This window comes from Nonomuraea sp. NPDC048916, assembly GCF_040649575.1.
GTDB lineage: Bacteria > Actinomycetota > Actinomycetes > Streptosporangiales > Streptosporangiaceae > Nonomuraea.
Genome location: NZ_JBEZFS010000022.1, coordinates 1 through 13,336 on the forward strand (window position 1 = coordinate 1; position 13,336 = coordinate 13,336).

11 protein-coding genes and 1 pseudogene are annotated in these 13,336 nt (G+C 66.3%); 8 read left to right on the forward strand and 4 right to left on the reverse strand.

Annotated features, from left to right (window positions below):
* Window positions 1-123: 123 nt before the first annotated feature.
* A complete protein-coding gene (locus AB0C16_RS23570; RefSeq protein ID WP_357686049.1) occupies window positions 124-480 on the reverse strand; it encodes a hypothetical protein in 357 nt (118 codons plus the stop codon).
* Window positions 481-520: 40 nt separating this feature from the next.
* Here AB0C16_RS23570 and AB0C16_RS23575 point away from each other — a divergent pair, with 40 nt between their 5' ends.
* From AB0C16_RS23575 to AB0C16_RS23600, 6 genes and pseudogenes are all read left to right on the forward strand, one after another.
* On the forward strand, window positions 521-667 hold the full coding sequence (locus AB0C16_RS23575; RefSeq protein ID WP_357686050.1) for a hypothetical protein: 147 nt from the start codon (window positions 521-523) through the stop codon (window positions 665-667).
* 312 nt (window positions 668-979) lie between these two features.
* Window positions 980-1,399: a recombinase family protein gene (locus AB0C16_RS23580; RefSeq protein WP_357686051.1), complete on the forward strand. Its 420-nt coding sequence runs from the start codon at window positions 980-982 to the stop codon at window positions 1,397-1,399.
* 54 nt (window positions 1,400-1,453) lie between these two features.
* On the forward strand, window positions 1,454-1,678 hold the full coding sequence (locus AB0C16_RS23585; RefSeq protein WP_357686167.1) for a group II intron maturase-specific domain-containing protein: 225 nt from the start codon (window positions 1,454-1,456) through the stop codon (window positions 1,676-1,678).
* Window positions 1,679-1,788: 110 nt separating this feature from the next.
* Window positions 1,789-3,017, forward strand: a pseudogene (locus tag AB0C16_RS23590) (IS256 family transposase).
* Between the two features lie 18 nt (window positions 3,018-3,035).
* Window positions 3,036-3,587, forward strand: a complete 552-nt coding sequence (locus AB0C16_RS23595) for a hypothetical protein (protein ID WP_357686052.1) — start codon at window positions 3,036-3,038, stop codon at window positions 3,585-3,587.
* Window positions 3,588-3,590: 3 nt separating this feature from the next.
* Window positions 3,591-3,854 carry a hypothetical protein gene (locus tag AB0C16_RS23600; protein ID WP_357686169.1) on the forward strand — a complete coding sequence of 88 codons (264 nt, stop codon included), beginning with the start codon at window positions 3,591-3,593 and terminating at the stop codon, window positions 3,852-3,854.
* A gap of 583 nt (window positions 3,855-4,437) precedes the next feature.
* Here the strand turns inward: AB0C16_RS23600 and AB0C16_RS23605 are convergent.
* Entirely contained in the window at window positions 4,438-6,618 is a 2,181-nt protein-coding gene (locus AB0C16_RS23605; RefSeq protein WP_357686053.1) for a polymorphic toxin-type HINT domain-containing protein, read from the reverse strand.
* A 95-nt stretch (window positions 6,619-6,713) separates the two neighbouring features.
* A complete protein-coding gene (locus AB0C16_RS23610) occupies window positions 6,714-9,563 on the reverse strand; it encodes a DNRLRE domain-containing protein (RefSeq protein ID WP_357686054.1) in 2,850 nt (949 codons plus the stop codon).
* Window positions 9,564-10,135: 572 nt separating this feature from the next.
* Between AB0C16_RS23610 and AB0C16_RS23615 the strand changes: the two genes are divergently transcribed.
* Complete coding sequence (locus tag AB0C16_RS23615; protein WP_357686055.1) at window positions 10,136-10,825, forward strand: hypothetical protein; 690 nt, start codon at window positions 10,136-10,138, stop codon at window positions 10,823-10,825.
* 50 nt (window positions 10,826-10,875) lie between these two features.
* Entirely contained in the window at window positions 10,876-11,061 is a 186-nt protein-coding gene (locus AB0C16_RS23620) for a hypothetical protein (protein WP_357686056.1), read from the forward strand.
* 12 nt (window positions 11,062-11,073) lie between these two features.
* Here AB0C16_RS23620 and AB0C16_RS23625 read toward each other — a convergent pair whose 3' ends face one another.
* Window positions 11,074-13,266, reverse strand: a complete 2,193-nt coding sequence (locus tag AB0C16_RS23625) for a M64 family metallopeptidase (RefSeq protein WP_357686057.1) — start codon at window positions 13,264-13,266, stop codon at window positions 11,074-11,076.
* Window positions 13,267-13,336 lie beyond the last annotated feature (70 nt).

Consider the following 13,336-nt stretch of genomic DNA (forward strand, 5'->3'; position numbering starts at 1 on the left):
GCACCGACCGCGGTTGCATCGACATCACATGCCCATCCTGCGGCCGGTCGAGGGGAGGGTCACGGCACGCAGGGGCGATCTTTCACCCCAGCGCCACCCAGAACTCGGAAGTCGCCCGGCGTGTCAGCAGAATTCGGCAACAGGGTCACCGGTGAAGAGTTTGTCGTCGTTCTTGCCGTAGGCGGTGTAGCCGTAGGTGGCGCGGGTGTCACCGGTCTCGGAGGTGATCTGTTCGACGTCGGAGTGCGGGTTGTAGCCGTAGTAGGAGGATTCCTCGCGGTTGTCGTCGGTGAATTTCACCTGGGACAGGCGTTCGCCCCACGGCGAGTATTGGAAGGACTTGACCAGCCTGCCGGACACCTCTTCGTCCAGCACTTCGGCGGACAGGCCGAGGTAGGAGTAGGTGGTGGTTTTCGCTGAGGCGGTTCCTTCTTTCTCGGTTTTGGTGGTGGTGCGGTCGAGCGGGTCGTAGGTGTACACAGGATGAATTCGTAGGGTCGGTCGGTCATGTGATCGAAGGGTGTTCGATCGCCAGGCCTGTCTGGGCGAGGCACCCGTCGAGCAGGTGGGGTCGATACTGAATCTTCTTGAGTTTGCGTTTGATGATCCGGACGAGTCCGTGCAGGTCGGCCACGACGAAGTTGGCCGTGGCCCGCTTGAGCAGTGACCAGACACCTTCAGTCGGCTTGTCACAGTGCGGTGAAAGATGGACAACCGGGTGTAACCGCGCCGATTATCAGCAGTGAGGGCTTGCTTCGGCTGGTTGAGGTGGTCGAGCAGTTGAGGGCCCGTGATCACGGCGAAGGTGGCGCATCTGGACAGCGCAGGCGAGGACGGTCCCCCCAGATCCCGGTAAGCACGCTGTGGGTGGCGTTCCCGGAGATGAACCGGCAGGAGGTGGTGCGGACCCTGATCATGCTGGTGGAGCGGGCCGCGGCCGATGCGGGCGGCCTGGCGGGGCAGGGCGGGGGTGAGGGCGATGCCGCGCGAGCGTGAGCAGGGAAAGATCCTGGGGCGGCATCGTGACCGGCTGGCGGTGGTGTATGTGCGCCAGTCCACCCGCCAGCAGGTACTTGATCACGGTGAGTCGACGCGGCTGCAGTATGGCCTGGTCGAGCGGGCGGTGGCGTTGGGCTGGCCGGCCTCGCGTGTGATCGTGATCGATGAGGATCTGGGACGATCGGCGGCCACTGCGGCTCAGCGTCCGGGGTTCGCGCGGCTGGTCACCAAGATCACGATGGGGCATGTGGGTCTGGTGCTGGGCACCGAGATGTCGCGGCTGGCCCGGGCCGGGCGCGATTGGCACCAGCTGATCGAGCTGTGCTCGCTGTCAGGAACGCTGCTGGCCGACACCGACGGGGTTACGATGGAACCTCCCCCCGGGGTGTGGACACCTTGAGTACCAGATGATGGAGATCCGGAGACAAGGAGTTCCACGTGGCGATGAAGTCGTATCCGCCGGAGGTTGTCCGCCGAGATGCTGGCCCTGCGCGGGGCCAACGCCCTGGCGGTCATCCGCACGATCAACCCGATCGTGCGGGGATGGGCCGCCTACCACCGAGGGGTGGTGTCCACAGAGACGTTCCACGCGCTGGATCATCATCTGTGGCGCCTCACCTACAAATGGGCGCTCTACCGCCACAACCGGTTCACGTCCAGGGAGATGGTGTGCGGGTGATCTAGCCCATGCTGTGGTGCGGGTGAGATCCATGTGACAAGAGACGGCCACTCCGTAATCCTTCGATTCGCTCACATCAACACGAAGGGGACGAAGTGGCCGTCAATGACATTGTGCCCGCTGCCGGGGAGTACTTGGAAGACACCCTCGCCACGGCGAGCCCGGACCTGCTCCGGACGATGATCCGCGAGTTCGCCCAGCGGATGATGGACGCCGAGGTCGAGCAGTTGTGCGGCGCCGGCTACGGCGAGGTCAGCAGCGAGCGGGTCAACGCAACGGCTATCGCACCCGTCCGTGGGACACCCGGGCCGGGTCGATCGAGCTGGCCGTGCCACGGCTGCGGACCGGCTCGTACTTCCCGGACTTCCTGCTGGACAAGCGACGCCGGGCCGAGCGGGCGCTCACCACGGTGGTGGCCACCAGCTACCTGCTCGGGGTGTCGACGCGGCGGGTGGAGAAGCTGGCCGAGGCGATGGGCATCACGAGCCTGTCCAAGTCGCAGGTCTCGGCGATGGCCACCGACCTCGACGGCATGGTGGAGCAGTTCCGCTCCCGGCCGCTGGACGGCGGCCCTTACACCTTCGTCTGGATCGACGCGCTGACGCAGAAGGTGCGCGAGGGCGGCCGCACGGTGACGGTGCACGCCCTGGTCGCCACCGGCGTCAACGCCGACGGCCAGCGGGAGATCCTCGGCCTGGACGTCGTCTCCTCCGAGGACGGCGCGGGCTGGCTGGCGTTCCTGCGCGGCCTGGTCGCCCGCGGCCTGTCCGGAGTGGTGATGGTCACCTCCGACTGCCACGCCGGGCTGCGCGACGCGATCGCCTCCACGCTGCCCGGCGCGTCCTGGCAGCGGTGCCGAACGCACTACGCGAGAAATTTGCTCTGCCGCGTTCCGAAGTCGGCGCAGCCGTGGGTGGCGACCATGCTGCGCACCGTCTTCGAGCAGCCCGATGCCGCCTCCGTCTACGCCCAGCACCGGCACGTCGTGCAGACGCTGGAGGCCAAGTACCCGGCCGCGGCCGAGCACCTGGACGAGGCGCGCGAGGACATCCTGGCCTTCGCCGCCTTCCCCAAAGCCGTCTGGCGCCAGACCTGGAGCAACAATCCCCAAGAGCGCCTGAACAAGGAGATCCGCCGCCGCACCGACGTGGTGGGAATCTTCCCCAACCGCGACTCGATCATCCGGCTCGTCGGCGCGGTGCTGGCCGAGCAGAACGACGAATGGACCGAGCAACGCCGTTACCTGGGCCGGGAGATCCTCGCTGAATGCCGGAAGAAGACCGACTCCAAGAATGAGACAAACGATGCTAAAGTGACCATTGAGGCGATTGCCTCCTAATAGTCCACCGGATTACAGGTGGCCTTCTCAAACACCATCTCCCTGGGCGCGGCCCACAACCGCAGGTCAAAGCACCGGATGGTCAGCCGGTGCTATGGCCAGTTCCATCCGACCAGACGAGATAAGTGGGTGTTCGGCGACCGGGAAACCGGAGCCTATCTGACTCGCTTCGGCTGGACGAAGATCGTCCGACATGACCTGGTCAAAGGCCGGACATCCCCTGATGACCCTGCCCTGACCGGCTACTGGTACCTGCGCCGTCGCAGGAACACCAGCCAACCGCCGATCGGCGGCCCCCGTTTTCGCCTCCTCAAGAGGCAACGAGGCCGCTGTCCGGTCTGCGGAGGTCTCTTGCTGCACGCCGACAACCAGCCGCGCAGCCCACACGAATGGGAACAGTGGGCATCGGCGATCCGTAAGGCGATCACCTTGAACGCGATCGCCATCACGGCCAACAGCCCGTCAGGCGAGAAGGAACAGCGTCTTGTCCACGAACACTGCCGACGGCGTCCCAACGCCCGAGGCAGTCAGGTACACCTGACAGCCTGCGAGCCTTCAGGGTTTGCTTGAGCCGTGATGCCCGGAAAGCGGGCACGTCCGGTTCTGAGGGGACCCTGGCGCAGCAATGCGCCGGGGTTACCTGACCGCGACATCCGACCGGCCAAGACCCAGCAGAAGATCTCCGGCTGCCACCAATCCGAAGACGGGGCCACCGCCTGGTTGACCGTCCGTTCCTACCTCGACAGCGCCCGCAAGCACGGCTTGGGTGCCTTCGACGCGATCCGCCGCGCCTTCACCGGAAACCTCTGGATGCCACCCGTCTCCCTGCCCGGATAACCAGCGCAGATCACACTCCGTCGATTCTGCTGCTGAATGCTTACCGGCTTCTTCGCCACTACCTTGCCTTCCGGGTGTCACGTAAACCCTACTTGGGTCCGTGTCCGGAAAGATCGGGGCACCCCAGCGGACTTCGGCGCAGGCTGCGCTGCTCCGGGCTGACTCACCCGAGCAGCCGATTCCTCGGCCTTCGATGCATGTCTGAGCACCCCGACCGGCGGACCCGGCTCGGTTCGACCAGAATTCCTGTCCGAACCGAGCCCGGCTTAGTACTTCGCCCAATAGATCATCCGACCATACGAACGCAGCATCGTCGGATTGGGGGCTCCATCATGGACTCTTGGCTCGATGAGCGGACCCTCTCCAGAAAGGAGAGCTTCCATCTCAGAGACCGCATCTTGAATGTCCTCGTCGAGTTCGCTCGTACGGCGTCGAACCCAGAAACTCAACTCGACGCGATCCTTCTCCACGCGGACCGCTACGGCAATCACATCTGGAGAGATAAGGCCCAATAGCGCCTGGACAGCGTCCAGAACTATCCCATTCTCTCGCTCGAGTTCCTCGGGACTCGCCATTATTCACTCTAGTTCGGGTTCATCGGCACCACGCTCGGACTCGTTGTACCTTTGATCATGAAGATGTTCGTGGGTACACCGAATCGGCCCATGCGTGGATTGTTGTCGTAGCCGGTAACGGAATTGACTCTGATTTTGATTTGCCCTCCCTTGGTAAGCCCCAGGATCTGCGCTTTTCCGCTGAGGTACGCATCAAGTACGGCCTGAGCATCATCGTGAGAGTTGAAATATCCACCGTCCCGATATCCTCGGCCATTCAGGATGTGCCGATCCTGCTTCTGTCGACTGATAGTGTTCTTGACCGCCGGAAGTTCGACTACGCTACCAGAGGAATCGACGACGAACCTTGGGCAACTCGAATTATGGACCAGGACGGAAGTCTTGCCAGCCAGCACGTAGTACGTGTGCAGGTCGGCGACTGTCATGTTGTGGACCCGTTGGACGGTGGCCCATCGTTTGATTGCCTTGATCTGGACGTGGGTTCCCGCGGAGGTGCGTAGCCACATTCCCGGCGCGAGGTCGCTCGCGTGGAGCCATCTCCGCAGTTCGGGGACCCAGAAGGGGTGGTGATCCGTGGCGATCACCGTACTGCCGGCCTCACCGTTGTCGATGCTGATCTGGACGAGGTGCTTGTCACCCTTACTAGTCATGATCGCTGTGACGGGTTCGGCCCTGGTCTCGCCGGTTTCGGGATCGGTTGCCAGTACCTCGTCGCCGACCATCACCTCTTCGATCGGCTTATGCGTTCCATCAGCCATAACGACTTGGGTTCCCGGCACGAAGCTATGGCAGGGAATTGCCTTGGATTTGTGGGGAGTGTCTGGGGCGTGGGGATTGTTCTTGAATCTGGTGTCGAGCGCGGTATCCAGACAGGCTTCGGCATCGCCCTCCTGCACGCATGTGGTAGCTGTTTTGGTGTTATTGAACCAGCTCCACATGATCAGGATGTAAGTCTGTTCCCAAATGTTGAATCCCTGTCGACATTCCCCGCCTGAACAATCCAGATATACGGTCGGAGTGTTGGCGTCCTCCCGCTTTTTGAAGTTCTTAAGCATCTGGTCATGCCCATCGCGGTTTTCCTTGTTCGCTGCCTCTATCTCTTTATCACTGGTCGGGCAATTCACACCCGGCTGGCAGTGGCCGGGGCGTGGTTCGTGCCCGTCCATCTCGATGCCGGTGATGGGGTTGCCGCCGGTGAAGGCGTAGCGGTTGCTGGTCCAGGGGTCGGTGCCGAGGTTGAGGTCGTCGAGGGCGCCGTTGTAGGTGTCGCGGAGGAGGTAGCGGTTGAGGCCGGGGTTGTAGTCGCGGAACCCCATGTCGTACATGCCGGTGGAGTTGTCCCAGCGCTTGGCGTTGAAGCGGTAGGGGTTGTATTCCTCTTTGGCGGTGGGGTCGATGGGGTCGGGTTTGTCGATGCCGGTGAAGAGTTTGCCGTCGTTCTTGCCGTAGGCGGTGTAGCCGTAGGTGGCGCGGGTGTCGCCGGTCTCGCTCGTTATTTGTTCGACGTCGGTGTGCGGGTTGTAGCCGTAGTAGGAGGACTCTTCGCGGCCTTCGTCGGCGATCTTCACCTGTGACAGGCGTTCGCCCCAGGCGCCGTACTGGAAGGATTTGGTGAGTTTGCCGGCCACCTCTTCGTCCAGGACTTCGGCGGATAGGCCGAGGTAGGAGTAGGTGGTGGTTTTCGCGGAGGCGGTGCCTTCCTTCTCGGTTTTGGTGGTGGTGCGGTCCAGCGGGTCGTAGGTGTAGCTGGTGACTGTGCTGGTGACGCCGTCGCCGCCGAGTTTCTCGTGTTTGGTGATGTGGTCGAAGCCGTCGTAGGTGTACTTCTCCCAGGTTTTGCCGCCGCCTTGAATGGTGCGCAGCCGGCCGTAGGGGTCGTAGGTGTAGGTGGAGGTCTGACCGCTGCTGACGGAGGTCATGAGGCGGTTGCGGTCGTAGGTGAAGGTGGTCTGCTTGCCCAGGACGGTTTCGTCGTAGACGTTGCTGTTGGCGTCGTGGGAGTAGGTTTCGGTTTCCGCGGTGCCGCCGCCGATCGGGGTTTTCACCGTTTTGGCGATGCGGTCGCGGGGGTCGTAGGTGTAGGCGTATTCGTGTTCGAGGTAGGCGCCTGGGGTGTCGGCGTTCTGGATTTTGGCGGTGTCGCGGGCGCGGTGCAGGTTGCCTTGGTAGCCGAGGGTGTGTTCGGCCACGACGGTGGCGTTGGGCTTGGTTTCCAGGCTGTGGCGTAGGACGCCGGACAGGAAGTAGTCGTAGGTGACGGTGTTGCCGTTGGCCTTGGTCTCGCTCAGGCGTTCGGCGCGATCTGCTGCGGCAGTTGCGGCAGGTGGTGGCTGGCCGATTTCCAGTTGTTGGTGACGGTGTCTTGGATGTCCCAGACGAGGGAGGCGGCGTCGGCCATGTTGCCGGAGTTCAGCACTGGGGCCTGGACCTGCGCCTGGACAGTGACCGTGTCGAGGGGTTCCAGATCGGCGGTCAGCGGGGTGAACAGCTGGGTGGTGCCGGTGACGTCGGTGCCGTCGGGCAGTTTCCAGAAGTAGCTCAGCCGGGTGGTGCCGGCGGTCCAGGTTTCGTTGGTCGGGTTGGTGATCGTCACCGGGACGGTCTGCTGCTCACCGCCGGACAGCCGGGCGGGCGTGTCCGGGGCGTGGTAGATCAGGGCAGGGTCGTAGTAGGAGACCGACAGCCACGCCCGCGTCTCCGGCTCGCCGGTCTCGGAGGAGGTGAAGGTGGCACCGTTGCCGCTGGCCGGGCAGGCCTTGCTGTTCTCCTGGTCAGCGCGTACCAGCAGGCCGTGGTTGGTGGCCGGGTCGCTCACCCAGCGCTGCGCCACCGAGCCGAAGCCGTCCATCTGCCACCAGATGGAGGAGTCATCCGGGAAGCCGACGTGACCCTCCCCCACAGCGGTGGCCTCGTAGTCGCCTCCCGCTTTGGTCCAGGCCACGCCGGGGGCGGCGCTGGTCCAGTTCGCGGCGGCTTCGTCGAAGGGGCGGGTCAGCGGGTAGGCGTGGAAGCCGGCGTCGCTGCCGCGGTAGCCCACCTGGAACAGCCGCAGATTCGCCGACACGCCCTGCACCCCAGTGGGGATCATCGAGGTGTCGAACTTCAGCAGCGCCCGGGTGTTGCCGTACGCGGTGCCGCCGAAACCCGCTGACAGGTTCGGCCGCCCGCCCAGCTCGTCGTGACCGACGCTGGGCTGACAGCTGGACAGTGTGGTGTCGACGCTGGCCGGGATGGTGGCATGGGTCACGCCGACGTTCGGCAATCCCTCCCGGATCGGGTTGGACGCCGAGGCCTGCCCATCGGCACGCACCGCCACGATCCGGTACGTCGCCGCGCCCTCAGGGGTGGCCGAGGTGTCGACGTAGGAGGTGGCCTGGCCATCCAGCGGCGCCACCAGCGTGGCCGGTGACGGAGTGAAGGCGGCGTCGGGGCTGCGATGCACCTGGTACTCCACCACCTCCCCAGGCCCGTCATACGCCTTCCAGGACAGCTCCGCACCGGTCGCGTGCACCACCAGCGCCCGCGCCAGCTGCACCGACGGCATGCCGTAGGTCAGCGTCAGCTTCGGCATCGGGTGCTCCGGGAACCCGGCCGCGTACTCGCCGCCGGAGTAGCTCGGCCCGCCGCCCGCGACGCTCTCGTCGACGGCCTTGACCATCACGCCGTGGTTGGGCCGCGAGCCGTCCACCCAGCCGCGCACCACATCGGTGATGGGGTAGCCGTGCCACAGGCTGGCTCGCGGCGGCTGGTAGGTGGCGGTGCCCGCCACCTCACCGATGGCGGCGCTGATCGAGTTCCAGGTCGCCGTGCTCTCCTCCCACGCACTGGTGACCGCCCGGGCCTCCAGCGGCACCGGGGCGGTGCCGGTGGCGGCCAGCGTCTGGTCGTAGTAGAGCCCGAGCTCCGCCTTGTCGATCACGGTCCCGGCCGGCACCAGCCCGGCTAGATCGAACTGCACCAGTGACCGGTTCACGCTGGTGCCCGAGCGGCCCACCATCAGCCGAAAGTCGTTGTAGTAGTTGGTGGTCGGCGCCGAGGAGACGATCGTGACGTCCTTGGATATCCCGGCGGTCGGCGCCACCACCACCGTTGGGTCGATCGTCACCGGCCAGGCACGCTCCGGCCCCGCCAGCCAGGAGGCGTCGGCGTTGATCGTGACGTTCACCTGCTCGCCCTGCTGACTCACCGTCTGGCCGACCGCGGCTGAGAACCGCTTGCCAGTCGGCGCGGCCGCGTCATCGGCCGAATCGACCATGAACGGCTTCGGGATCGTGAACATCGGCCTCTCACCCGACGGCGACAGGAACGCGATCGACCCGTCCTGGCCGGCCTGGGCCCGCAGCCCGCCCGCGACCGTCAGCGTGAAGGCGAACGACGGCGCGCCCGCCGGAGCCCGCGAAAGCACGATGCTCTCCTTCACCCCGGACGCGGTCACCTCGTACACCAGATCCGCGCCGTCCCCGAACGCGCCCCGGTAGGTCACCTTCGCCCCGTCCACCTCCGGCGTGATCGCCCGTGACTCGCCGGGCAGCGCGAACGTCAACTGCGCGTCGCCCTGCCCTACCCGCAGCAGCTTGTCGCTGCGCTCCCCGAACCGCACCACGAACCCGGTCCGCTCCGCGCCCAGCACGAACCCGTCCTCGGTCTGCTCGCGCACCCGGGTGTCGATCGGCCGCCACCGGCCGTCCTCGTCCTGGACGTGCTGCCGCACCGCCGCGATCTCCACCTGGCGGCGGCCGTCCTCCAGCTCGAAGGTCTTGCTCACCGCGGTGCGCTGTCCGGTCAGCTCCTTGACTCGTTTGCCCGGCTCCTTGACCGGATCCAGCTTCAGCGGCGCCGCCCCGCCGTCCCGCCCCAGCAGGGCGATCGGCGCCTCAGCCGGGCGCATCTCCCCTTCCGGTTCCTCGGCGAACCAGCCGCCCACCGTGCCCGCCAGCCAGGAGGCGACCCGGGTGATCAGACCTGGCTCGGCCGAGACCGCCGACGGCGTCTGGGCCAGCGCCGGGGTGGGTGGCGCCAAGGAGGCCACCAGGGTGAACGCGATCATCACGGCAATGGCGCGCCGCCGCCGTACGTGACGACGGCGACGGCGCGACACCTGCTCAGGACGCTTGTCGGGGGGTAACAGCGGCACAGGGCACTCCACTCTTCTCGCGACCGCCAGGGCCGCAGATAAAGAAGATCTAAAGATCAGAAGCGCCGTAATCACGCCACGGAATGACATATCCGGTCAAGAGTTACGGAAGGTGACGTACCGGACTTTCGACCACACGATGCAGGTGTCGGCGAAAGGTGTTCTCTGCCGTGAAGATCCACCCAAGAGCGACCAGAAGCTGACGAACAGTCAACATGACTGTCCGTAAACAGCGCAGGTCGCATCGACCGGCGGGTGCCGCACCGTGATCAGACTCCCAGCAAACTCACAGCAAACCGACAATCCCTAGAACGGCCGCCGAAACAACTCCCCACCTACACAAAGCCCCCAGCGCCCATGCATGCCACACCAAAGATCACGAATACGCGCTCCGATCAGATGGCCACGGGACCGTGCTCCCGAGAACCCACGGGCCACCGGCTCGCGAAGACGCCGCCTCGACAGAATCCCGTCAACCGTCTTGACGACATGCCGCATCCCATGTCTAGATCAATTCGGCTTCTCAGCAGATCCCGGAGGTCCAACTTGGCACCAACCCGGCACTCACCCTCGTGACCATCCGCAAACCACCACCGCCCGACGACCGCCCCAGCCTCGCCGCCGAAGCCCTCAAAATCGCCACCGTCCTGGCCGGGCTCATGCACCTGGCCCTCGCCGCCATCCTGCTCGGCATCCCCAGCAGCACCCCCACCCTGGACTCACTCGACACCCCCACCAGCAACACCCCCACCCACACCGCACCCCCCCTGCCCGCAGCCGCCCTGACCCGGGACCACGCCACCGCCACGCCCACCGCACGGACCATCCCCGCCACCTTCGTCACACCCTCCAGCACACGACCTACGCCCGAACAAACCAGCAAACCCACCCCTGAGAAGACCAGAGACCCCGCACACCCCACCACCCGCGCACACCCCACCACCCGCGCACTCCCCGACGACGACAACGCCCCTCGAACGACCGGCCGAACGCCGCACCCGACGAAACCAGTCACCACTCCCACAGCCGAAGATCCGCCGGCCACCACCCTCAAGCGGACGCCTCCGGGGCAAACTCGCGAACCTCCCGGCCAAGCCGCCGACAAAACACCTCCAGGCCAGACGAAACAACCCCCCGGCCAAGCCGCCGAGAAGCCTCATGGGCCGAAAAACAAGCCGCCCGGCAGCGTCGACCACCCCGGCGCACAACATGGCATCCCCAACAACACCCGGCACGGCAACACCGCCGCACCAGTGCGATGAGACCTCCTGGTCAACCCCCTGAAGGCGGCCGGACTCGTCTGCTGGAGGAGATGCAGGTCAAAGACGACGCGGTCGGCACTATCGAATGGAGCTTCGGCATCGCCTCCACGATCGCCCGCGCCCACCAGCACGCGGACACGCATCCGCCCCCGGCCCCGCCGCGCCCGTCTCCACCTGATCCTGCTGGTGGAGAACGGGCCGTGGCGGTGTCCGGGGGCGGATGCGCGGGCGCCTGATCGGCTACGGTGTCACTGGGTGAGGATCGCCTCGTACGCCTTGCCCTTGGGGCCGTCGCGCAGGTCGGCGCACTGGCCGGCGCCGGCGCCGCTGAGCTTGTTGGGCACGCCGAGGTCGGCCGGGGCGGGCGTGTTGCCGGTGCAGGCGAGCGCGCCCTCGACGGTGCTGCCGGAGACGATGGGCGCCTCGTTGCCGGTGAGCATCGCCGCGCCGCGGATGTCGGCGCCCACGATCTGCAGCGACGTGGTGCGGTCGGCGGCGAGCGCGCCGTCCAGCCTGGTGTTGAGCAGGTGCACGGCCGCGGCCTGGTCGGCGGTGAGCGTGCCGGAGACGTGCCCGCCGGTGACCACCAGCGACGCGCCCTTCTTCACGCTGACCGGCCCGGTGACGCGCGCGCCGTCCAGGCAGGTGACGCCGTCGGTGACGGTCAGCGCGCCGCGGTGCTCGCCGGTGACTGTCCGGGTGCAGGCGGGCGGCGGCGCGATCGTGGTGACGGTGAAGTCCTTGGCCGCGCCGTAGTTGCCCGACGCGTCGATCGAGCGGTACTCGATCGTGTGCCTGCCGCGCGGCAGCTTGCCGTAGACGAGGTGGTCGATCGTGGTGCCCCCCTCGCTGAACGTCCAGGGCAGCTCCGAGGACGTCGGCCAGCCGAAGTAGTTGAACCAGCCGTCGCCGTTCACCCTCGACTCCGACACCACGTACCCGTCCTGGTCGTCGGTGCCGGTGAGCCGCATGGTGAACGGGCCGTTGTAGACGTAGGTGTCGCCGGAGCGGACCAGCGGCTGCGACAGCTCGTAGGCGGTGGCCGGCGGCGCCGCGTCGATCGTCCAGGTGAGCGTCTGGTCACCGAGGCTCGCGGTGAGCGTGTGGGTGCCGGGCGTCAGGTCCAGCGACTTCAGGTCGAGGTCGCTGCCGTTGCCGCCGACGCTCTTGCCGTCCAGCTTCCAGGCGATTTCGGGCACGCCGGCCGCCGGGTGCGTGGTCTCCACGTAGACGACCTCGTCGCGGCCGACGGGCCGGTCGGTGGGCCTGGAGGAGACGAACGCGGGCGCGGCGCCGTCGGGCGGCGTGGTGATCGTGGTGTCCACCGTCCAGGTGCGGGTCCTGCTCAGGGCCGCGCGGATGGCGGGATCCCGGACGAACTCCGTGGGGTCGCTGACCGTGGCCGTGACCGTGTGGGTGCCGGGCGTGAGCCCGAGCGTGCGCAGGTCGAGGGTGTCGCGGTCGCCGGGCACCTGCTTGCCGTCCACGGTCCAGGTGGTGACCAGGCCGTGGCTGACGGGGCGCATCGGCTCCACCCACAGCACCCGGTCGGCGCCGACGGGCGCGCCGGAGGGGGTCGCGTCCTGGATGAGCATGGTCTTGGCGGTGATCTTCTGCACCATGATCTCGCGGCTGACCTGGTCGTAGTAGTAGCCGAGCGACTTCATGATGGAGTGCGCGCTCGGCCGCCACACGCCGGTGGTGTTGTAGAGGCCGCCTTCGTGACGGCCGATCGTGCCGCCCGACTCGCTGGGCTCGCCCAGCCAGCGCCACCACTTGCGCTGCTGGTCGCGCATCGCCTGCTCGGTGAGGAGCGTGTGGTGCGCCGACGACGGCTCCGAGCCGGAGTAGTTACCGCCGGGGACGCCGCGCTGGTAGTAGTCGTACTCGTCCTGCAGGCTGCCCAGGGAGTGGCCGATCTCGTGCGGACTGATCAGGGCCGACATGGCGTTGCTGCCGGAGGCGGTCGCGTACGTGCCGCCCGCGCCGCCGTAGGTGCCGCTGTTGCCCAGGGCGAGGATCTGCCGGTTGCCGGTGACGGTTCCGGTGACCAGGTTGGCGTACCGGATGGCCGCGCTGTTGTCCATGGTGATCAACCGCTGCACGCTGTTGGGGTTGCAGCGGCCCCAGAAGCCCATGCTGAGCGGCGTGGTCTTCCTGGGCGAGGTGAGGTCGGGGTCGCAGCTGATGCCGGACGCGCCGGAGACGATGTCGATCCGGTAGACGTTCAGGTAGTTGCGGTAGGACTTGTAGGGCTCAATGGACCACATCACATTGAGATGACGGTCCACGTCCTGGCGAAACTTGTCCTGTTCCGCCTCCGTGTAACCGTCGCCCATGATGATCAGGTTGAACCTCTTGTCGGGCGCGCCGGTGACCTGTACGGGCACCACCGTGGCGTCACCCGGCTCGACGGCCGCCTGGGCCGGAGGCGCGTACAAGAACGCCGCAGCTAAGACAAGAACCGCTAATTTCCGCATGTCATGCACTATCAGCCCGGTACCCCCATCA